This is a genomic window from Acinetobacter sp. 129952 (assembly GCF_056642055.1).
This window is the reverse complement of record NZ_JBWVSU010000005.1, coordinates 119,126-142,762: the sequence shown is the minus strand read 5'-3', so window position 1 is coordinate 142,762 and position 23,637 is coordinate 119,126. Positions and strand designations below refer to the sequence as shown.

15 protein-coding genes are annotated in these 23,637 nt (G+C 42.9%); 7 read left to right on the top strand and 8 right to left on the bottom strand.

Features of this window, described 5'->3' with window-relative positions:
• Positions 1-124: 124 nt before the first annotated feature.
• Positions 125-1,978, bottom strand: a complete 1,854-nt coding sequence (locus tag AC1IR0_RS07525; protein ID WP_409651894.1) for a putative bifunctional diguanylate cyclase/phosphodiesterase — start codon at positions 1,976-1,978, stop codon at positions 125-127.
• Positions 1,979-2,413: 435 nt separating this feature from the next.
• Positions 2,414-4,600, bottom strand: a complete 2,187-nt coding sequence (locus AC1IR0_RS07520) for a carboxy terminal-processing peptidase (RefSeq protein WP_114542262.1) — start codon at positions 4,598-4,600, stop codon at positions 2,414-2,416.
• A 200-nt stretch (positions 4,601-4,800) separates the two neighbouring features.
• On the opposite strand from AC1IR0_RS07520, the gene nagZ reads away from it, so the two are divergent.
• Positions 4,801-5,823 carry a beta-N-acetylhexosaminidase gene (gene nagZ, locus AC1IR0_RS07515; RefSeq protein WP_409651890.1) on the top strand — a complete coding sequence of 341 codons (1,023 nt, stop codon included), beginning with the start codon at positions 4,801-4,803 and terminating at the stop codon, positions 5,821-5,823.
• 122 nt (positions 5,824-5,945) lie between these two features.
• Positions 5,946-6,809: a class I SAM-dependent methyltransferase gene (locus tag AC1IR0_RS07510; RefSeq protein ID WP_409651887.1), complete on the top strand. Its 864-nt coding sequence runs from the start codon at positions 5,946-5,948 to the stop codon at positions 6,807-6,809.
• A gap of 28 nt (positions 6,810-6,837) precedes the next feature.
• Here AC1IR0_RS07510 and AC1IR0_RS07505 read toward each other — a convergent pair whose 3' ends face one another.
• Complete coding sequence (locus tag AC1IR0_RS07505) at positions 6,838-8,175, bottom strand: alpha/beta fold hydrolase (protein WP_409651884.1); 1,338 nt, start codon at positions 8,173-8,175, stop codon at positions 6,838-6,840.
• A 322-nt stretch (positions 8,176-8,497) separates the two neighbouring features.
• On the opposite strand from AC1IR0_RS07505, the gene AC1IR0_RS07500 reads away from it, so the two are divergent.
• From AC1IR0_RS07500 to pta, 3 genes are all read left to right on the top strand, one after another.
• The gene (locus tag AC1IR0_RS07500) at positions 8,498-9,763 is read left to right on the top strand and encodes a glutamate-5-semialdehyde dehydrogenase (protein ID WP_004278400.1); all 1,266 of its coding nucleotides are present in this window, start codon (positions 8,498-8,500) and stop codon (positions 9,761-9,763) included.
• A gap of 456 nt (positions 9,764-10,219) precedes the next feature.
• Positions 10,220-11,440, top strand: coding sequence for an acetate/propionate family kinase (locus AC1IR0_RS07495; protein ID WP_005103172.1), 1,221 nt, complete (start codon positions 10,220-10,222; stop codon positions 11,438-11,440).
• Between the two features lie 55 nt (positions 11,441-11,495).
• On the top strand, positions 11,496-13,634 hold the full coding sequence (gene pta / locus AC1IR0_RS07490) for a phosphate acetyltransferase (protein WP_409651879.1): 2,139 nt from the start codon (positions 11,496-11,498) through the stop codon (positions 13,632-13,634).
• Between the two features lie 231 nt (positions 13,635-13,865).
• Here pta and AC1IR0_RS07485 read toward each other — a convergent pair whose 3' ends face one another.
• On the bottom strand, positions 13,866-14,105 hold the full coding sequence (locus AC1IR0_RS07485) for a DUF2171 domain-containing protein (RefSeq protein ID WP_004729548.1): 240 nt from the start codon (positions 14,103-14,105) through the stop codon (positions 13,866-13,868).
• 761 nt (positions 14,106-14,866) lie between these two features.
• Between AC1IR0_RS07485 and AC1IR0_RS07480 the strand changes: the two genes are divergently transcribed.
• Positions 14,867-16,393, top strand: coding sequence for a fumarate hydratase (locus AC1IR0_RS07480; RefSeq protein WP_409651876.1), 1,527 nt, complete (start codon positions 14,867-14,869; stop codon positions 16,391-16,393).
• Between the two features lie 68 nt (positions 16,394-16,461).
• Here AC1IR0_RS07480 and AC1IR0_RS07475 read toward each other — a convergent pair whose 3' ends face one another.
• From AC1IR0_RS07475 to tig, 4 genes are all read right to left on the bottom strand, one after another.
• Positions 16,462-17,178, bottom strand: a complete 717-nt coding sequence (locus AC1IR0_RS07475) for a DUF2846 domain-containing protein (RefSeq protein WP_191112051.1) — start codon at positions 17,176-17,178, stop codon at positions 16,462-16,464.
• A 170-nt stretch (positions 17,179-17,348) separates the two neighbouring features.
• A complete protein-coding gene (gene clpX, locus AC1IR0_RS07470) occupies positions 17,349-18,659 on the bottom strand; it encodes an ATP-dependent protease ATP-binding subunit ClpX (RefSeq protein ID WP_114541260.1) in 1,311 nt (436 codons plus the stop codon).
• Between the two features lie 29 nt (positions 18,660-18,688).
• Positions 18,689-19,294, bottom strand: coding sequence for an ATP-dependent Clp endopeptidase proteolytic subunit ClpP (gene clpP / locus AC1IR0_RS07465; RefSeq protein WP_004647427.1), 606 nt, complete (start codon positions 19,292-19,294; stop codon positions 18,689-18,691).
• A gap of 194 nt (positions 19,295-19,488) precedes the next feature.
• Positions 19,489-20,820, bottom strand: coding sequence for a trigger factor (gene tig, locus AC1IR0_RS07460; RefSeq protein WP_219308384.1), 1,332 nt, complete (start codon positions 20,818-20,820; stop codon positions 19,489-19,491).
• Between the two features lie 265 nt (positions 20,821-21,085).
• On the opposite strand from tig, the gene AC1IR0_RS07455 reads away from it, so the two are divergent.
• A complete protein-coding gene (locus AC1IR0_RS07455; RefSeq protein WP_479741257.1) occupies positions 21,086-23,341 on the top strand; it encodes a TonB-dependent receptor domain-containing protein in 2,256 nt (751 codons plus the stop codon).
• Positions 23,342-23,637 lie beyond the last annotated feature (296 nt).

Below are 23,637 nucleotides of genomic sequence, written 5' to 3'. Positions count from 1 at the left end.
ATGCACAGCATTCGAGATCAAATTCGATCAATATGAAAAAAATTGGCGATATTGTAGCAGAGTTTCAGGGTGGAGTTCCGTTAGCCATGTTGTCTATCCTGACGCTCAATGAATTAGAGCGCTATTAACGGAATTGTAAGTTTTCTAGTCGTTGTTCATCTACCGGCAAGCCCAGCAAAAAGCCTTGTAACTGTTCACAACCGAGCCGGGTTAAAATTTCTGCTTGCGCTTCTGTTTCAACACCTTCGGCGGTCACCACCAAGCCCAGTTTTATGGCCAGCTGAATAATGCTTTCCAGAATCATTTCCTCTTTGGAGCCGACTGCCAGATTTTTGATAAATTCCCGGTCAATTTTTAACTCATCTACGGCGAAATTCTTTAAATAGAGAAAACTGGAATGCCCTGTACCAAAATCATCAATGGCTAGACGGATGCCCATTTGTCTTAAGCGCTTAAAGCTGCGCATACTCACATCAATATGATGCATGGCAGTCGATTCAGTAATCTCGATCATTAAATGCTGAGGACTGATTTTATATTGTGCAAATAACTTTTCTAAAGTACTAAACAAATACTTATGCTCAAATTGTACTGCAGACAAATTGACCGCGATAGGGAAAAATTCAGTATGTGTCTGTTGCCATTTTTGAATCTGCTGACAGGCCAGCTCCAATGCACAATAGCCCATTTGAATAATCAGTCCGGTTTTTTCAGCCGCATTGATAAACAGATTCGGGCCGAGCAAACCAAACTGGGGATGGTTCCAGCGAATTAATGCCTCTACCCCACACAAGCTACGGTCTTTGGTCCGAAACTTGGGCTGATAAAACAGCACAAACTGCTGCTCTTCCACGGCTTTATATAGGTCATTAATCAGGGTGCTTTGGCTTTTGCTTTCATCCTGGTCGGTAGAATAATTAAAGACTGAATAAGTATTGCGTCCCTGATACTTGGAACTCAGCATCGCGGCATCAGCATTGACCAGCAGATCCTGTAAATTTTTGCCGTGCTCCGGATACATGGCAATACCAATACTGCCCGAGATATGAATACTCTTGCCTTCAATCAGGAAACTTTCCTGAATCAGTTCAAGAATCTGTTCTGACATTTTTGCAGCTTTGGCGACTGAAGTATTTTCCAGTACCAGCAGAAATTCATCCCCACCAATTCTGAGCAGCTTGGAATGATGGCCTAATAACAGATGAATCCGCGTGGTCAATTGAATCAGCAACTGATCACCGACCAGATGGCCAAACACATCATTGACTGCTTTAAAACGATCCAGATCGATATATAAAAAAGCAATTTCATGCTGCTGTTCGGACTGACCTGAAAACAGCAGATTTGCATATTCAGCCAGATACAAACGGTTAGGTAATTTGGTCAGATTGTCCTGAATGGTCTGATTTTCAATTTGTTGATTGGCCCATGCAAGCTGACGGTTGCGTAATCCCACACGCAGTTCGGACACGATGATACAAATCAGCGTTACCAGCAGCAATCCACTCATCAGTATCATGGCCAGAAATAGCTGATCATGTGCCTGAACTAATTCCGGTGACTGTTGCATATGGGCGGCAGTAAAATTGAATGACATCATGCTAATAGAGTGCATGCCAAAGATGCTGAGTGCGATCACACCTAATATGAGAACTGATCGGAAAAATGACCAAGTACTTCTGGTACTTAACCAGAGGATAAACATAGAGGCAATGCATATCACCAGAACAGACAGGAGCAGCATCCCCCAATCCAGCTCGTATTTATTCAGCACAAAACTTGCTGTCAGCCCAATAAAATGGATCAACCAGATGAATAGACCCAATAGCATGGCGGTTAGCATTAAATTGAAGGTTTTAAAGTTTGGCTGTGAAGCGCCTGAAGCAAATTCTTTAATCCGTGCGATGAGATAGCAAGCAACCAATGCAGAAAGAACGGACCCGATGAGCAGACCAATATCATGCTGAATATCAATCATATAAAATGTTCCCCAGCGGTGATCATTTTTATTATGCTCTGCACTGATATTTCCATTTTCACCCGGTCAAATTTGAGCTCAGTAAAATCTCAAGACTGACCATCTATGCAAGCCAATTGGTCTGCAACAACATCAGTCTTAACTAAAATTTAGAATTTATATTTCTTTCTTTTGAAGTTGAGAATTGCCTCAAAAATAAGACTCAACAGAAAAATAAAATACAACTTATATATTAGAAGTGTTTCAAATTTAAGCAAATATTTAGCTTCATTTTTTTAGCTCATTTATTCGATCACCATCACAATTTTTTTCTTTTTATTTAGACAGATGGCACTTCATAGTAAAATTTTATTTGTTCTTTCGTGCAGATTTGCAAAATAAAAAAATAGCCTGTCGAAACAGGCTATTTTTATCAACGACCAATGAGGCTAAAACTTAGGGTTTTGCTTGTAATTTGGCATAGTCCAGTAACACATTTGCCGCTTCAATCACAAACGCTTCTTCTTCAGGCAGAGCCGGACGTTCTTTGGCCTTCATCTTGGCACGCGTTTCAATCAAGGCATCCAGTGAAGCCTGATAACTTTCCCAGTTTGGATAAGGTTTCAGACCTGTTGCAGCACGACGAGTGTTTTCTGCGTCCAGCGTTTTTTGCTCCATGGCAATCAACTCAGCTTTACGCTGTTGCAAGTCCAGTACCTGACGTTTCTCTTCTTCGGCTTTCTTCATCACGGCTTTACGCTGTTCTAAATACTTGAACTGAGAATCCAGTGTGACCCGTTGCTGAGAAAGTTTAGCTAATTCAGGAACGTATTTCTGTACAGCCCCTTCACGTTTAAATGGTGCCGTTGGAATAGTATCCCACTGCAAGGCATTTTTAGCCTTACGCTCACCAAACTCTTCGTTATAAATATCGACCAGTTTAATGTCCGGAACAACCCCTTTATTCTGGGTACTACCACCGGTCACACGATAGAATTTACGCTGCGTCAGCGTCGCCTGACCATGCGCTAAACTATCCAGTTGCACCTGTGCTGTACCTTTACCGGTGGTGGTACTACCAATCACAATCCCGCGTTCATAATCCTGAATCGCAGCAGAGTAAATTTCACTGGCCGATGCAGAGGCCAGATTCACCATCACTGCCAATGGACCCGCATAAGTTTGTGCACCACCATCATCATCTTCAAAGACGCTGACATTACCATTGCCATCACGGATCTGCACCACTGGGCCAGACTTGATTACTTGCCCTAGCATACGTGCCACTTCTTCCAGTGAACCACCCGGGTTATTGCGTAAATCAACAATAATCCCGGCAACATTCTTCGCTGCCAACTCTTTCAAGGCTTTGTTGGTATCTTCGGATACCGAACGATAATCCGTACCGGCACGGCGTGCGCGATAGTTCAGGTAGAATGACGGAATTTCGATCACACCATATTGATATTTCTTGCCATCGCGCTGAATGTCGACTACACGTGTACGCACACCGGCATCTTCTTCCTGAATCACGTCACGGGTAATAGTCACATTACGGGCCTGCCCCATGGCAGCACCCGCACCGAGTAAGCGTAAAGTGACTTTCGTGCCACGTTTACCACGAATCAGACCGACAATTTCATTACTTGGCCAGCCAATGACATCGACCATCTGTTCGCCGTCTTGGGCCACACCAATGATACGATCCCCTGATTTGACCTGACCGGATTTGCTGGCCGGACCACCTTCAACGATGGTTTCAATTTTGGTGTAATCTTCATTGCCGCGTTCCGGGCGAATCGATACGCCGACGCCTTCCAGCTGTAAAGTCGTCTGACGATTCAGCTCCATCGCATCCACAGGCGGGAAGTAATTGCTATGTGGATCATAAGTCAGCATCATTGCATTCAGTGTCTTGTCGAGCACATCATCGCTCTTGATGCGGCTGAGACGTTCCAGCTGACGGGTATAACGCTTGGTCAAGGTTTGCGCAGGCGTCAGATCTTCAGGACCCGTCAGGTCTTGTCCATTCGCCAGTTCCGGATTGGCTTTCAGGGCTTTCTGCTTGGCCAATTCCTCTTCTTTACTGATGGTCAAATTGATCAGCTGAGACACCAGCATTTTCGACCAATGCGCGCGCTGTTCAGCCTCAGTTTTAAAGAACGGCGCTTTTTCACGATCCGTTTCGATATAAACATTTGGCTGATTCAGATTCTGCGGTTTTTTCAGCTCATTCAACATATAGGTGTAGAACTGGTGCAAGCGCTGTTGATATTGCGCATGCATTTCATAAGGGCCAGACAAATTGCCGGCTTTCAGATTGGCACCAAAATTGGCACCATAGCGTTTCTTATAGTTTTCAACTTCTGGGGCCAGAAACAGACTGTGTTCCGGATCAAGACTATCAATATAGAAATCAAAAATACGCTGCGAAGTCTGGGCATCCAGACGCATATTTAAATAATGCTGACGGTCAACCAGGGTTGCCAGCTGACGTGACACCAGCGCCTGCTCTTGAGATGGCTGAATTGCTTTACTGACCACTTCATTACTATTGGCCGCAATCGCATCATTCACTACATGGGTAAAAAAGAATCCACCTGTCGCAATCGCAACTGCGCAAGCTATAGTTTGAAATTTCATAAATAATTCGTACTTCCTTGGCCTAGAAACCAATGTGACCGTGTTGCTTTTCGACCAGAATTTAACGTATTCAGCATCTTAAACAACTTAATATGTTTATGTCGTGTAGTTTTATCATATTCTGTGCTGAGAAAGTGTAGCAAATCATTGCAGAATTCAGGTATTGTTTTCTCCGAAAAACTCTAAAACGGATTCCGCATATGATTGGCGCATTGATGCTCGACATCGCAGGCACAACCCTCACTCAAGAAGATATTGAACTATTAAGTGCGCCGCAAGTCGGTGGAGTGATTTTATTTGGTCGCAATATCGAATCTCCGGCGCAAGTCCGTGCTTTGACCGATCATATGCGTCAGGTGCGTCCTGATATTTTAATTGCAGTCGATCAGGAAGGCGGTCGTGTACAGCGTTTAAGACAAGGCTTTACCCTGCTGCCTGCCATGGGTAAATTTGGCGAACTTTATACGAGCGATCCACAGCGTGCCCTTGAACTGGCTGAAAAGTGTGGCTGGCTGATGGCGACTGAAGTGCTGGCTGTTGGCATTGATTTCAGCTTTGCACCGGTACTGGACCTGAATGACATCAGTGATGTAATCGGTGATCGTAGCTTTGCCCAAAATATTCAGGACATTATTCCACTCGCCAGCGCATTTTTAAAAGGTATGAAACGTGCCGGTATGGCTTCAACTGGTAAACATTTCCCAGGTCATGGCTCAGTCAAAGCGGATTCACATGTTGCTGCAGCAATTGATACGCGCTCCTATGCAGAAATCCAGCAAAAAGATATGCAAACATTTATCCAACTGCAACCACAACTGGATGCGCTGATGCCGGCTCATGTCATCTATAGTCAGGTTGATCCTAATCCGGCAGGCTTCTCGGAATTCTGGATTCAGAAGGTTTTACGTCAGGAGCTGGGCTTTGACGGCGTCTTGTTCTCGGATGATTTAAGCATGCAGGCCGCATGTGTCGCAGGCGGTGCCGATGCCCGAATTCAGGCCGCACTCAAAGCGGGTTGTGATATGGGTCTGGTCTGCAATGACCGTGCAGCACAATGTATTGCACTGGAAGGAATTGAAGATTTGCCCCTCCCGAACCAGCAACGTCTGGAACGCATGCGCGGCAACATCCCGAACATCCAGATTGGTGCAGAGCTGGAACTGGGAGAAGCATGGCGCAATATCCGTGATGAAATACTGGCATTTAAACAGCAATCCAGCTAAAACTTTTTAAATCCAATCAATATAAAAAAGGAACACGACAAGGTGTTCCTTTTTAATTATAGTAATGAAAAGGTTACACAATTATTTAATCAACTTAAAAATAACAATAAGGTCAGAACAATATGACAGATTCACTTTCGCAACATCGCCATATTTCTTTTACGGCGCACTATACCGGCTATATCTGGTATCAAATGGGAATCTCACATCCAGCCTTTGCTACATCCAAAGGCAAGTTTCTGGCCAAACTGCTCCATCCACTTGAATCCTGGGCAGAACGCCATGTCGGCGGTAGCATGCGGACTACACTTAAGCAGCGCCATCAGATGATTGATGAGCATTTGTGTCAACTAATTGAGCAACACCCACAACTTCAGGTTCTTGAAATTGCCTGCGGACTATCTCCACGCAGCTGGAATTTCAGACAGAAATTTCCAGAGATTAATTATCGTGAACTGGATCTGCCCGATATGGCCAAAATCAAAACGCAGGCTTTACAGCAAATTGATCAGCATGCACCTGAAGTCCTGACTGCCGATATTTTTAGTGAAGAGCTGGACTGTATTTTTCAGATGTTTGACCGCAGCCAGCCCTTAGTGGTCATTAGCGAAGGACTGATTAATTATTTTGATCAGCAGATGTTACGCATTCTGATGCAGGGTATTACAGAAAATGCACAGTATTTCCCGGCAGTTCACTATCTCAGCGATATTTACCCCGAACCGGTGAAAAATAAACTAGCGAACTTTATCTGGAGCAGTAGCCGTCTGCTTAAATTCATGTCTCGAAGTGCGTTTACCTTTCATTTTAAATCCCCTCAAGAACTACAGCACTTTTTTCAAGATGCAGGATTTGACCAGGTTGAGGTACAACAACCACAACGTTATTTTGCCGAGCCTCATCAGCCAAACCCGACTCATGAACAGGATGAACATTTAGGTGATCTGGTCTGGATGATTCATGCCGTGAAAAAAAACAGCGTTTAAGTACGCTGTTTTTTAATGCTGCTGTTTTTTAAATTGCTGCATCAAATACTTCAGTTTGTGACAGTACTTTTTGCATTTGTACAAAGCGTAATAAGCGTTCTGCGACTTCAAAACTGCCATGTTTGAATAAAGCACGCAGCTGAGTATCATCCTGTTCAAAGATCAGGCACTCAATCTGAAATTCCCCAACTTCATCTTCCAGATGCAAGGCCAGATCACGTGGATAAGCTGTTGCGCATACTGCCTGTTCTACATCTAACTCCAGCAATACCCCAAAGAAATTCATGTCCACGATCTCTGCTTTTAAAATGAGATCAGAATGACGATGACTGAGGAACCGCTGTGAGTCTTGCACCTGAATCCGCTCTTCACCGCGACGTTCAAGCTGCTGTATCTGTTCGCGAGTGAACGGAATAATGCCGTCTAGTTGATCAACCGGTTCATCACGTAAGAAGGTTGCAAACAGATGCATGGTTTCTTTACGACGTTGTAACTGCGGTACATGATCGGCGCCTGCAATTTGTACATACTGCATATTCGGACATTGCAGGGCAAAATTGGCATTCTCATGTGGCAAGGTAAAACTGTCATATTGCCCACATGCCACCAGCACTTTGCACTGTGGAATCGGCACATTGGTCAGACGCAATAAACGGTTGCAATTGATATCATAACGATCCTGTTCGGTGGCCGTAAATTCCGCCATCTGTTTAAAGAACAAACGCTTTGCAGTCGGTGACATCCGGGTTTCTGTTAAACGTGCATGATTCACCAGGTACAAAATGACGGCCTGACCAAATTCATCCATACGCTGTTCTTTCATTAGATGCAAAGACTCTTCCAGCAGCATCCGCCAGCTTTTACGGGTTTTCTGCATCACACCCATCAGGATCATCCGATCGACCAGTTCAGGACGCTGATCTGCCAAACAGGAAGCCACCACTGAACCCAAGGACATGCCTAGAATTGCCACTTGCGGCAGCTGCATCTGTTCCAGCCAGCGCCCCAGAATCGCAGCAAGGTCTTCAAGCTCCAGTGTTCCGGCAGACAGCCCCGTATCGACATTACTAATCTGCTGGTTGGCCCCCATGGACGGTAGGTCAATCAGAATGATGGGACCTGCATCAAAAAGCTGTTCTACACAGTATTTGTAGGAATTAAAATTCTGGAAAGCTCCCCCAATAATCACCATGGGTCTTAAATGTAAGGTATCCGGACGGGCGATCGCCATATATTCGATTTTCCAGCCGTCCATCCAGGTCGTACGTGGCGGCTGCTTAAAACTGTGCTTATCATAAAGATCAAAAAAACCATCGTGGCTATGTTGTTCCAATACATGGGTGTCCATGTGGATAATGGAATTCATATTCCTTTTCCTCCGTCCTTGCCTTATTTTTATTGTGCAAGTCATGCTTAACAGATCTTATATTTCAGGCGCATTCCGGTGTGCCTGAACACGCATCCTGCTCTTTAATAATTATAAATGACATCAATGCCGCGTGTTTCATTCTATACAGAGCTGCTTTTCACAAGCAACCGCTTCAGTGACCACTTATCTACTTTTAAACAGAAAACAATTTCAAAATGTTTAGAAGTCTGCGAAAACGGATGATTTTTAATAGATGGGCTTCATTGTGCAGCAGCAGGCTGTTAATATCGAAATGAAATTTCTAAGTGATCAAACCGCTATGCAAGAGTCTATTGAACAATACATGCAAACGGTAGGACAGCAGGCACGCCAAGCGTCTCGCATTTTGGCTCGCGCGTCCACCCAAACTAAAAATAATGCGTTATCCGCTATTTATACGGCTTTGGAAAATAGCCAAGCTGCTATTTTGGTTGCTAACCAGAAAGATATGACTAAGGCGCATAATAACAATCTGGACCCTGCCCTGCTTGATCGCTTAGAACTCAACCCCGCGCGCTTTAAAGGTATGTTACAGGGCCTGAAAGATGTCATTGGCCTGAAAGATCCGATTGGTGAAATTAGTGATATGGCTTATCGCCCATCCGGGATTCAACTGGGCAAGATGCGTGTGCCTTTGGGTGTGGTCGGCATGATCTACGAGTCACGTCCTAACGTCACGTTGGAGGCGGCATCACTCGCGCTCAAATCAGGCAATGCCATTATTTTACGGGGCGGCTCAGAAGCTCTGGAATCGAATCAGGCAATTGCAGTCGCGATTCAGCATGGCCTGAAAGTCGCAGGCTTGCCTGAGGCTGCCGTACAGGTCGTGAATACGACTGACCGCGCTGCAGTGGGCCAGTTGATTACCATGACCGAATATGTGGATGTGATTGTGCCTCGTGGCGGCAAGAGCCTAATCGAACGAATTACCGAGGAAGCACGCGTACCGGTCATTAAACATTTAGATGGCAACTGTCATGTGTATGTGGAAGCTCAAGCAGATTTGTTGAAAGCATTGCCTATTGCGCTCAATGCCAAAACCCATCGCTATGGTGTATGTAATGCCATGGAAACCCTGCTGGTCGATGAAAAAGTCGCTGAAGAATTCTTGCCACGCATCGCAGAGCTTTACCAAGAGAAAAAAGTTGAACTGCGTGGTTGCCGGGAAACCCAGCGTATTCTTGGAGATGCAGTTATTACGGCCACTGAAGAAGACTGGTATACCGAGTATCTGGGTCCGATTCTGGCGATCAAAGTTGTTTCTGGTATAGAAGAAGCCATTGAGCACATCAACAAATATGGCTCGCATCATACCGATTCCATCATTACGGAAAACTACAGTCTGGCACGTGAATTTCTGGCAGGTGTAGATTCAAGTTCGGTCATGATCAATGCCTCTACTCGTTTTGCAGATGGTTTTGAATATGGCTTAGGCGCAGAAATCGGGATTTCGACCGATAAAATCCATGCTCGTGGCCCAGTCGGACTTGAAGGCCTGACTTCGCAGAAATGGATTGTCTTTGGTGATGGTCAGATTCGCCAATAAGTATTCAGATCGCGCATTTAAAACAGCCTCATTTATGAGGCTGTTTTTTTATGGACAGAAAAATTGACACGGAAATAGATGGATTAGAACCTTCGGGTCATTTTATTAATGAATCTCTTTATAGAATTGTATTTAGAAACAATATTTGCCTTTTCAGGCGCTAAACTTAAAAATTAATCTGTTGCAAAATAAACTTTAAGCAGGATTTAGAATTTTGTTGATATTGATTATATTTTCAGCATCATTTTATTTATAAATGAAAACTATGAACTGATAAATTTTAGTTATTATTGTTAAATCGGTCGATAATGCTTAAGTCTAATCTGCTAAAGTCTATCTAGGACAGAAAAAAAACAAATGTTAAAACATATTCATTGATCTGGATTGCTGCTTCATTGTTCGCAATTGGGTCAAGCAAATGGACGAGAATTTTAATTAAAAATTGGGTAATCAATCGTGTCTAAATCAGTATTAGTTATTAATTGTGGCTCTTCTTCAATCAAGTTTGCATTACTTCTTGAGGAGCAGAATTTCCGTATTCATGGTTTAGCTGAGAACTTAGGCACAGAGAATGCTCGCATTAAAGGTGTGACAGTTGGCAATGAGCCGGTCGATATCCACATTCCATTTGCTGACCACAAAAAAGCACTCGAAGTGGGTCTGGAACGTCTGGCCAACTACCGTCCGGACGCGATCGGTCACCGTGTCGTACATGGTGGCAGCCTGACCAAGGCTGAACTGATCAATGACGAGATTATTGAAAAAATTCGTGAAGCAACGCCGCTTGCACCATTACATAATCCGGCACACCTGATTGGCATTGAAGCCACTAAACGTTTATTCCCGGAATTACCACAGGTTGCGGTATTTGATACTGCCTTCCACCAAACCATGCCAGCGCATGCTTATCGTTATGCCCTGCCGAAATTTTTATATACCGCCCATGGTGTGCGTCGCTATGGTTTCCACGGGACTAGTCATGCCTATGTGTCAGAGCGTGGTTCTGAACTGGCAGGCAGTTTCAAACAAGGTGGCTGGTTAACCGCGCATTTAGGTAATGGTAGCTCGACCTGTGCCGTTTGGAATGGGAAAAGTGTAGATACCTCAATGGGTTTAACTCCACTTGAAGGTATTGTTATGGGCACACGCAGTGGCGATGTTGACCCAAGTCTGCACAGCTTCCTGGCGAAAAACCTGGGTTGGGATATTTATAAAATTGACAAGATGCTGAATAGCCAAAGTGGTCTTTTGGGCTTGTCTGATCTGTCCAATGACATGCGTACCCTGATTGAAGCTTCAGAACAAGGCAATGAAGATGCCACACTGGCGATTGAAGTATTCTGCTACCGTTTAGCTAAGTCTCTGGCAGCGTTGAGCTGTGGTCTGCCACGTCTTGATGGTCTGTTCTTCACTGGCGGCATTGGCGAAAACTCAGCGTATATCCGCGAAAAAACCATGACTTACCTGCCTCATTTCGGTTTCAGTCTGGATAAAAATGCTAATAATGAGCTGAAACGCGGTACCGAAGGCCGAATTGATTCAGGTACAGGCCCACAAATCTGGGTAGTGCCAACAGATGAAGAAGGCCGTATTGCGCGGGAAGTTCAAAGTGTGGTTGAACTTGAAGTGGAGCGCAATACTGCAAAAAAGTCTCAAGCTGAGGTAATGCCTGCATAAGCAGGCTTTAGCTTCTTTTTCAATGATTTTTATTATTCTGCGACTGACATAATTTATGAAAACAATTTTATTGGTTCCCACGGGGGAAGGCGTAGGCTTAACTTCTGCATGTTTGGGCCTGATTTATGCACTGGAATGCCAAGGGGTAAAAGCTGGTTTCCTGAAACCTTTTGCCCAGGAATTGAATGAAATCGAAGACCGCACCACGGCTTTGTATCGTCATATTTCTCAAAGTGAAACGGTTGAACCTATCCGTTATAGCAAAGTCTTGCAGCAGATCAATCTGGGTGAACAGGATGAATTGCTTGAAGAAGCGGTGCGTCTGCATCGTCAAATTGCTAAACAGCATGACCTGATTATTGTCGAAGGGCTGTTGCCAAATACTCAGGACAGTTTTGCCGATGATTTGAATGCTTCACTGGCACAAGCACTGGATGCCAAAGTTATTGTCGTCAGCAATGCCAATATTCAGCAGCCAAGCCAAACCGCAGATAAAGTTGAACATCAGCTGCGTAATTTTGGTGGCGCCAGCTCTACCCGTCTGGCAGGTATCATGTTGATGCGCACCAAGGGTCTACCTGAAGAATCTGCGCAGATTCCTGTCACGCTGAATCCGGATTTACGCCTTAAAGCTGAAACCGCAGAATTTATCACCGCCATTCGGCAGACGCATCCGCATATTGGCTCTGAAAAATTGCCAGTGATTGGCTTGGTGCCTTTCAGTAAAACCTTAAGTGTGCCGCGTATGTCTGATCTGGCTGCCCATATTTCTGCTTACTGGATTAATGAAGGCGAAGCCAAACAGCGCCGTGTGCAACACAGTAGTCTGATTTCAGCCAATATTGAACATGAACTACATAAGTTTGTAGCTGGCGAATTAATTATTAGTGCCTCTGACCGGATTGATGTATTACTGGCAAGTAGTCTGGCTAGCAGTAATGGGATTCCTTTGGCCGGTCTGGTGCTGACTGAACATCAACAGCCAAATGATCATGTACTGGAATTCTGCCAGGCTGCCATCAAGCAAGGTTTACCGATTTTACATACACCACTCAGCACGTTTGAAACCGCACAAAAACTGGCAAATCTCAGCAATGAAATTCCAGTGGATGATACCGAACGTGCAGATCAGGTGACACGTTTTGTTTCAAGCCATATCAATCCGGAATGGCTGAATCAAATGTTGAATGGTTCTTATAAGCCACGTCTGTCACCTTCCGCTTTCCGTCATGAACTGGTACAGAAATCGATTGCTGCGAAAAAACGTATTGTACTGCCAGAGGGTGATGAACCGCGTACCGTACAGGCTGCGGCCATTTGTCAGGCGCGTGGTATTGCACAGTGTATTTTGCTGGCCAAGCCTGAAGCTGTGCTAGAAGTAGCCAAAGCTCGCGGTATTGAATTGCCTGAAGATCTGGAAATTCTTGATCCGGATCTGGTGCGTGAAAACTACATCGACAAGATGGTGGAGCTGCGTAAAGGCAAGCTCAACGAACTACAGGCCCGTGAACAACTGCAAGATACAGTAGTACTTGGCACCATGATGCTGGCGCTGGATCAGGTTGACGGTTTGGTGTCGGGTGCAGTGCATACCACGGCGAATACGGTACGTCCTGCTTTCCAGCTGATTAAGACTGCTCCGGATTACTCACTGGTATCTTCCGTATTCTTTATGCTGTTGCCAGATGAAGTCTATGTGTATGGTGACTGTGCGATCAATCCGGACCCTGATGCAGAACAGCTGGCAGAAATTGCAATCCAGTCCGCCGATTCTGCCAAAGCCTTTGGTATAGATCCACGCATTGCCATGATTTCCTATTCGACAGGAACTTCGGGTACTGGCGCTGATGTGGAAAAAGTCGCGGAAGCTACACGCATTGCCAAAGAACGTCGTCCTGACCTGTTGATTGATGGGCCATTACAATATGATGCAGCATCGGTGGAAAGCGTGGGGCGCCAAAAGGCACCTGATTCACAAGTGGCTGGACGTGCGAATGTATTTATTTTCCCGGATCTGAATACCGGTAACACGACCTATAAAGCGGTACAACGTGCTGCCAATGTAGTCAGTGTCGGGCCAATGCTGCAAGGCTTGAATAAGCCTGTGAATGACCTGTCGCGTGGTGCCTTGGTCGATGACATCGTGTTTACCATTGCCTTAACCGCGATTCAGGCCGAGCAGCAAGAAGCTTAATACTTCTTGAATTTAAGTTTTCCAAACCATCTGATTGAAAAATCAGGTGGTTTTTTTATAAAAAAACACTCATAGCTTCAATAAATTCAGCACGCGATCATTATCTCGTTTTAATAAACAATAAAAATGCCAGTCTTTCGAACTGGCATTTTCAACGGTTACTCATAAAGTCTGTGACATAAAAAATTAAGCTGAAGCAGCCCTGCTTTTCAGTCCACTAACTTTAATTTCTTATAAGGTAGTCCACTCTTTACGTACCTCTTCCGCCGTTTTATTGAGCACCACGCTATCGTCTTTGATTTCGCTTACCCAACTCAAGGGAATCAGATGGTGCTCATTATTTTCATCATCACTTCTTGTTAATTTAATTGAATCCTGACCTTCTAAATGGTCCACCTTCCCGACTTGAGTACCACATGAAGCAATGACTGAAGCATGTTCTTTAATATCACTTGCATTAAAATTGTTCATTCTACTTGCCTGTTTCTAGAAGTTGAGAGAAACAGTCTAAGCAATAAAAAATACCGCATGTGTAAGGGTTTTCAGGCTTTGAGTTTTTCTGGGTTAAAAATGTAAATGGTCAACATGGCTTGAGTAAGCTATAGGAAAGATACTTTTTAAATTTGAGTTTTCAAATGTTTTTATAGTTTGATGAACTGGATTTGAAGATTTGAAGATTTGAAGATTTGAAGATTTGAAGATTTGAAGATTTGAAGATTTGAAGATTTGAAGATTTGAAGATTTGAAGATTTGAAGATTTGAAGATTTGAAGATAGGTTAATTCTTTGAGGTCTTAAAATAAAAAAGAAGATAAAGCTTAGGCTTGCTCTTCTTTCTGGCCATACATCCAAGTTGCAGCGATATATACACAAAAACCAGCTGCCATCAAAATACCTGTAACCATTGTTAGGATCTCCTTTAGTTGATAGCTGCATTATGTAAAAGTTTTATGACAGTTATATGACAATCTGGTTTTTTATTAAATTTTAAATAAATAATAAAATTCAATTACTTATGTCAAAATAATAAAAATTATGCGTATTTTTAATCTGAAATATGACACAAAATATGACAACTTGCTGTCATATTTGACTCATAGAATAGCTCAAGTCCTTGCTCAGATTGCTTAAACTATAAACTTTCGGCCAATGCTCGCCCAAAATGCCCACAACCCGATTCTTTTATCTTATAATTTAGCCCGCTAGCTATCAGCCCGCTCAAGAGATATTTGTATGACAACTATTATCAAGCAAGATGACTTGATCACATCGGTTAAAGATGCGCTTCAGTTCATTTCTTACTATCACCCACAAGACTTTATCCAAGCGATGAGCCGTGCGTATGATCGTGAAGAGAACAAAGCTGCTAAAGATGCGATCGCACAAATCTTAATTAACTCACGCATGTGTGCAGAAGGCCACCGCCCAATCTGTCAAGATACCGGTATCGTCAACGTATTTGTTGAAGTGGGCATGGACGTTAAATTCGATTTAACCATGAGCCTGGATGATGCAATCAATGAAGGCGTACGTCAGGGTTATTTAGAAAACTCGAACGTGCTTCGTGCATCAGTTCTAGCTGATCCTGCATTTGGTCGTAAGAACACCAAAGACAACACCCCTGCCGTGATTTACCACAAGCTTGTGCCTGGTAATAAAGTAGATATCACTGTGGCAGCCAAAGGTGGCGGTTCAGAAAACAAATCTAAACTGGCAATGTTGAACCCATCTGATTCAATCGTGGATTGGGTACTGAAAACTGTTCCAACGATGGGTGCAGGTTGGTGTCCACCAGGCATGCTGGGGATCGGGATCGGTGGTACTGCTGAAAAAGCCATGATGCTTGCGAAAGAAGCATTGATGGAAGAGATCAACATGGACGAATTGCTTCGTCGTGGTCCACAAAGCAAAATGGAAGAGCTTCGTATCGAAATCTTCGAAAAAGTAAATGCTTTGGGTATTGGTGCACAAGGTCTTGGTGGTTTAACGACTGTTCTGGACATCAAAATCAAAGATTACCCATGTCACGCTGCTGGTAAACCAGTCGGTATGATCCCGAACTGTGCTGCGACGCGTCATGCACACTTCACACTTGATGGTACGGGTGTTGCACATATTCAGGCACCAAAACTTGAAGACTACCCATCTGTGACTTGGGATTCTTCAACGTCTAAACGCGTTGACCTGGACAACATCACGCAAGAAGAAATGAATGCTTGGAAACCAGGCGATACGCTTCTTCTAAACGGTACAATTTATACTGGTCGTGATGCTGCGCACAAACGTATGGTCGACATGCTGAACAACGGTGAAGAACTTCCTGTTGACTTGAAAGGCAAGTTTATCTACTACGTAGGTCCAGTCGATCCAGTCGGTGATGAAGTAGTTGGTCCTGCAGGTCCAACAACGGCTACGCGTATGGATAAATTTACGCGTCAAGTTCTTGAAGCAACTGGCATGTTCGGCATGATCGGTAAAGCAGACCGTGGTCCTGCTGCCGTTGAAGCCATTAAAGATAACCAGGCGACTTACCTTATGGCTGTCGGTGGTGCTGCTTACTTAGTATCTAAAGCCATCCGTGAAGCTGAAGTGGTTGCCTTTGCTGACCTGGGTATGGAAGCAATTTACAAGTTTGTCGTAAAAGATATGCCGGTATCGGTAGCAGTTGATGTGAATGGTACTTCTATTCACGCGACTGCACCTAAAATCTGGCAAGCAAAAATTGGCAAGATTCCAGTAGTTGACGCTGCTGCAGGCTAATTTTGACTGCAATAAAAAAGCACCCATTCAGGGTGCTTTTTTATTATATTTTCTCAATAAAATGTCCATTACCAAGTCCGCGGATCCCAAAGTTTAAAAGGTGCTTTTAGCTGTACATCTAATGATGGATCATAAGCAGTCGGTTCAATTTTTTGGGCTTTTTTACGAATCTGGCCTGTTTCCTGATCTTGTGCCACAAAGTTAAAACTGTCTGATTTTAGCTGAGTAAAAGCAATTTCATTCAGGCCAACTTTTTCCGGCATCAGCATGAGCGGTCCGGAAACACTCCGGCGTGTACTAATATTCTCTTCATCATATTTAATAAAATAAGACTGTCCCGCTTCGACAGTAAAATCCAGATATTTAGGCTTCTGGAAATGCAGCGCGCCTAATGGCCGGCTGGTACTCAAACGATAGGTCCCTGCAGGCACCTCAATCCAGTAATAATGATTATGCAATAAGCTTGGAATATGCTCTTGATTGATAAACAGGCTGGCAGCGACAATTTCCTGACGGTTCCATCTAGAATCGGGCCGGTATAAATACACGATGGCGGCTTCATCATGCTGCGGTTTCACCGTCTGAAACTGGTTGCCCTGCTTTTGATTGACCCAACCGCCAATGGTGAACATACCGATACGATGCTGCTCGACGAAGCCCGGTTTTTTTTCAAGATCGATATTTTTTAAAGTGCTGATTGGCTGTGTAGGCTCAACGACGGCTTTCTTACCATGACACCCCAGCAATGCCAAACTACTGATGAGTACAATTGCGACTCCACGCATGCTTATCCCTCACTGCGTCTTTATTCTTTTGTATGCAAGTGCTTTGCGATTTGTTTTTTATAAGTTTTAGGCATCCACGCCTAGTGAATCAGATTAACACCGAGCTTTATTTTTGGAAATAAAAAACGTGCGAAAACACGGAGTTTTCGCACGTTTCGGACGAATAGCAATTAAGCAGATTTACTATTCACGACCTTTAAATCTATTTTTGTTGCTGTCTCTTGCTGATCATGTGGCTGACGCTCGGCACGGTATTCCGGCTCTGCTTCACCTTTAATCACAGCTTCATTGATGATGACAGTGCCGACATCGCTACGGCTTGGCAAGTCATACATGGTTTCCAGCAATGAATTTTCCAGAATCGAACGTAGGCCACGTGCGCCTGTATTACGTTCAACTGCTTTCTTAGCCACTGCGCGTAATGCCGATTCTTCAAAAACCAGATCCACATCTTCCATATCAAACAGATGTTGATACTGACGGGTCAAAGCATTCTTCGGCTCAGTCAGAATCTGCATCAGTGCTTCTTCATCTAACTCGTCCAAAGTGGCAATCACGGGCAAACGACCAATAAATTCTGGAATCAAACCAAATTTTACCAGGTCAGTTGCTTCAACTTGACGGAACAAGTCAGACAGCTTCTTGGTTTCATCTTTTTTACGCACTTCTGCAGTAAAGCCGATGCCACCTTTTTCCTGACGCTGCTGCACGATTTTCTCAAGTCCTGAGAATGCACCACCACAGATAAACAGTATATTCGAGGTATCAATCTGAATGAATTCCTGCTGCGGATGCTTACGTCCACCTTGTGGCGGAATTGATGCAACCGTGCCTTCAATCATTTTCAATAATGCTTGCTGAACACCTTCACCTGATACATCACGTGTGATGGATGGGTTTTCAGACTTGCGGGTAATCTTGTCGATCTCATCGATATAGATAATGCCCTTTTGCGCTTTTTCGACATCGTAATCTGCTTTTTGCAAAAGCTTCTGTACGATGTTTTCTACATCTTCACCCACATAACCTGCTTCGGTCAGTGTCGTTGCATCTGCCATGGCAAATGGAACATCAAGAAGACGTGCCAGCGTTTGTGCAAGCAAGGTTTTGCCCGATCCTGTCGGACCAACCAACATAATATTACTTTTTGAAAGCTCGACTGAATCATCAGCTTTCTTGCCATTATTTTGCACTTTCAAGCGCTTGTAATGGTTATAAACCGCAACTGACAAGGTTTTTTTCGCGACGTCCTGACCAATCACATATTGATCCAAGGCCGCACGAATTTCATGCGGTTTCGGCAAAGGACGATTGGCCCAGTCATTGGTTTCCACCTGTTGACTGGTTTGAACCAAATCTAAGCATACGTCCACACATTCGTTACAAATGTATGCGTCCTCGCCTGCAATCAGCTTTCCGACTTCAGACTGCGTTTTACCGCAAAATGAACAATGCTTTTGTCCTTGAGGATGTTCGGACATATTTACTCCACTATCTCAATCTTTAAAACTTATGGACGTTTAGTTAAAACTTCGTCTACAAGACCGTATTCTTTCGCTTGCTGAGCAGTCATAAAGTTGTCACGGTCTGTATCACGTGCAACTTTCTCGTAATCCTGACCGCTGTGTTCAGCCATTAAACGGTTTAAACGTTCTTTAATAAACAGGATTTCACGCGCATGAATTTCAATATCTGAAGCCTGACCACGGAAACCACCCAATGGCTGGTGAATCATGACACGGGCATTTTCAAGGCAATAACGCTTGCCTTTGGTACCGGCATTCAGCAGGAACGCCCCCATTGATGCTGCCTGACCCATGCAGTACGTTACGACATCAGGTTTGATAAACTGCATGGTGTCATAAATCGCCATACCTGCAGTTACCGAACCGCCTGGTGAGTTGATATATAGATGAATATCTTTATCTGGATTTTCCGCCTCTAAAAACAACATTTGCGCAACGATCAGGTTCGCCATGTTGTCTTCAACTTCGCCCGTCATAAAAATTACACGTTCACGCAAAAGGCGTGAATAAATATCAAAAGAACGCTCACCACGAGAGGATTGTTCTACCACCATTGGCACTAAAGCGTTTTCAATCGTTGGAACATACATACGTTTATTTATTCCTAAATTTTTTGTGACCTAACCCATAATCACAATATGAGGGATAATCACTGAAATTGCAAAAAATTCGCCAACAAATCCATTATATTTTTTGCATTAGTTTTGTGAAAAACAGAAATGCTTTTTTCAGGCATCAATATGAAAAAAAGGCGCATTAAGCGCCTTTTTTATCGAAAGCTAGATTAGCCTTGTTGACGAGCTTGTTGCTCTTTCAATAAGTCTTCATAGCTTACAGTCGCATCAGTTACTTTAGCAGAAGCCAAAATGTAATCAACAACTTGATCTTCTAGTACAACTGCTTCGATTTGAGCACGTTGTTGCGCATCGTTTTTGAAGTATTCAATTACTTCGTTTGGATCTTCATAAGAAGAAGCCATGTCTTCGATGTACGCTTCAACACGTGCAGCATCTACTTCGATTTTCGCATCAGCTAAAACACGGCTTACAAGTACGCCAAGTTTTACAGATTTTTCAGCTTGTTCTTTGAACAATTCATCTGGAAGCATGCTTGAATCAAATGCTTTCGCACCTTGAGCACCAAACTGCTGTGTGAACTGCTGGATCATTTGTTGACGTTGACGGTCAATTTCTTGAGCAAGCATAGTAGCTGGAAGTTCAACTTCGTTTGCAGCAACTAATGCATCGAAAGTCGCGCCTTTAACCTGGTTGCGAAGGCCATTCTTCACTTCACGTTCCATGTTTTTACGAACGTCAGCTTTTAACTTCTCAACGCCTTCTTCTTCAGATACACCGAAGATTTTCAGGAATTCAGCATCAATTTCTGGAAGTTTTTGTTTTTCAACAAGCTTTACAGTGATTTTGAACTGAGCTTGTTTACCAGCCAGATTTTCAGCTTGGTAATCTTCAGGGAAAGTAACGTCGATTACTTTCTCTTCGCCTTTCTTCATACCAACGATGCCGTCTTCGAAGCCAGGGATCATACGACCAGAACCTAGAACAAGTTTGAAGTCTTCAGCAGCGCCGCCTTCAAATTTCTCGCCATCCACAGTACCTTCGAAATCGAAAGTTACCTGCATGTCTTTTTTCGCCATGCCTTTGGTTTCAGTCCAAGCAGCACGTTGTTTTTGAAGATTTTCAATCATCTTCTCAACATCTTTGTCATTTACTTCAGCTGCTTTACGCTCAACTTCCAAGCCGTCGAATTTCACTTCGATTTCTGGATAAACTTCAACAGTCGCTGTATATACCAGCGCGTCGTCTTTCATTTCAGTTTTTTCGATGTTTGGCATGCCCACAGCATTGATTTTTTCTTGCTGGATCGCTTCGAAAACTGTGTCACGAATAATATCGTTTACTACTTCTTGGTAGATACCCGCGCCGTATTCACGACGAACTACGTTTACAGGCACTTTACCTGGACGGAAGCCGTTGATCTTCGCAGTTTTAGCAGTGCGTTTTAAACGAGCTTCAAATTGCTCATTAATACGGCTCGTCGGTACAGAAACATTTAAACGACGGGCAACGCCCGAAACCGCTTCAGAAGTTACTTGCATGGCTTCCTCTATATATTAGGTTATAACAGGTTTATAAAAATGTGCCACATTATATGACAACATTTAAGGATATACAAAAAATACGCGCGAGTTCCAGTTTTTAAGCCCTTTTTTATTTGAATTGCCATCTTTCCAGATGCCCAGTCAACCCAATTTAAATGGAGAAAATGTATATTTTTATTGCAAATGATAAATACTATCATTAATATCCAGTTTCTTATTTGAGCAACAATACTAATTTATTCTTCGGTTCGGGAATTTGGTCATGCATAGTTTTAGTCTTCGTCCACTTACATTGGCAATTCTTGGGGTTACAGCAACATCTGCTTTCGCAGAGACTGTGAACGAGACAGCGACTCCTACAACAACACATCAAATGTCTACGATTGTGGTTTCAGCGGCGGGTTTTGAACAAGATATAAAAAATGCGCCTGCCTCTATTAGTGTAGTAACTGCAGAAGACTTAAAGAAAAAAGGTATTACCAGTATTGCAGATGCGCTCAGTGAAGTACCAGGTGTCGACGTACGAAATGGCCAAGGCAAAACTGGTGGTTTAAATATCCAAATGCGTGGTCTGAATCAATCTTACACTCTTATTTTGATCGATGGTCAGCGTCAGAATACTTCTGGTTCAGTTGGTCCAAATGGTTTTGGTGAATTTAGTACAAGCTTTATGCCACCATTAGCTTCTATTGAACGTATTGAAGTCATTCGTGGGCCTATGTCTACCCTTTATGGTTCTGATGCCATGGGCGGTATCATTAACATTATTACCAAGAAAGTTGCATCAGAATGGAATGGTAACGTTTCTGTTGAACAGAATATTCAAGAAAATTCTGATATTGGTAATAACTGGAAAACCAGTGCAGTTGTTAATGGTCCAGTGATTCAAGATAAACTTGGTATACAAGTACGTGGCGAGTTTTTCCACCGCGATCAATCAGATCGACTTGTTACACCCGCAAAAACTATTGATGAAGGCAGCCAAGGTCGTGACCCTCGTACAGTAGAAGCAAATAATTATGCTGTGGGTACAAAACTTACGCTAAATGTAAATGATAACGTCTCTACTTGGGTAGACTTTGATCATGCTAAACAACGTTTTGATAATAGTGATGCCCGTTTAGGTGAACTTTACGAATTCAACCGCACGACAGGTTTACCATCAGGGATTGGTTCATATAAAGACGAGATCAAATTCTTAAGAGATCGTATTTCTGCAGGTGTAGATGCTGAGCTTAGTTTTGGTCAATGGAAAACATTTGCAAGCTATGTTTCTTCTGAACAGGAAGGCCGTCGTCTTCCAAAAGGAAATGTACCTGAATACAATTATTATTCAGATGGTACACAAGATCGTATTTTAGAAAATAAAGACCTAACCGTTGATTCTCGTATTATTTCAACACTTGGCAACCATAAACTTACAGCTGGTATTGAATATAAAGATGGTGAAACCATCGATAACTCAGCAGGTAATGGAGTTGCTTTTGAACAGGATTCTTGGTCTGTGTTCGCTGAGGATGAATGGAATCTAACGGATTCTCTTGCATTCACTTTCGGTGGTCGCTACGAAGACCATAGTGCTTTTGGTGGTCACTTTACACCTCGCGCATATTTAGTTTGGAACACCAATGATCAGTGGATTTTAAAAGGTGGTGTAAGTACTGGCTATAAAGTTCCAACAGCGAATGACCTTCATAATGGAATCAATGGTTTTAGCTCACAAGGCCGAAACGTGACTTTGGGCAACCCAGATCTTAAGCCTGAAGAAACCACAAACTATGAACTTGGTTTCGTTTACGATAACTTATCTAATTTCTCTTTAACTACCACTGCGTTCTTTACTCAGTTTAAAGATATTATTATCAGTGATGCACGCGTCGTTGAAAACTGTTTATGGGCAGGTCGATCAACAGGACAAGCACCTGCAAACAACTGCATGACTGTAGGCAATTTTGATAATCAGCAAAACTTTAGCTTTAAAGGCAATGCAGGTGAAGCTGAAAGCTACGGTGTTGAACTTAGTGCTAAATATGACATTTCTCCAAGCGTTGATGTAAAAGCAAACTATACTTGGCTAGAGTCTGAAATTACCGAAGGTGAAAATAAAGGTAATCCTATTGAAAATACACCTCGTCACGCTTTGAACTTCACAGGAACTTGGTATGTGAATGATAAGTTCACTACTTGGTTAGAAGCTGAATATAAATCTGACCGTGTACGCTTCACAGATCCTGATTTAAGCAATGTCAATGTAAGTCGTGAAATTGATGCTGTCGGCAATAAGTTAAAAGCCTATGAGCTATTTAATTTAGGTGCATCTTATAAAGTCAACAATCAAGTTACTGTTTCAGGTCGTGTGAATAACTTATTGAACAAAGACTTTGGCGACTATAAGTCATTTATTAATAGTGATAACGAAGTTGAAAATGCTTTCTTATATACTAAAACGACGAGTGGTTTAGCGGGTACTTATATTCCAGACCGTAACTACTGGCTATCTGTTTCATATGACTTCTAATATTTAAGTGAAAATTATTTAAAACCCTGCCCTGGCAGGGTTTTTTCTTATCGTGCGATCAATACTTTCCAAAACATTATTAATTTATGCCCCTCTATAGACATCATTATTCTCAATAAAAATTTAACAATCAGATTGATTTACCAATATCTATTAAAAACATAAACTTAAATATTTATTGTTATAATATTACATTTATAAACTCATTTAATATTTTCTTAAAGATCATGAATTCCCATGATAAAAAGATAAAAATAAAAACAAGAATCATTACTATTCGCATACATTTTTAGCAT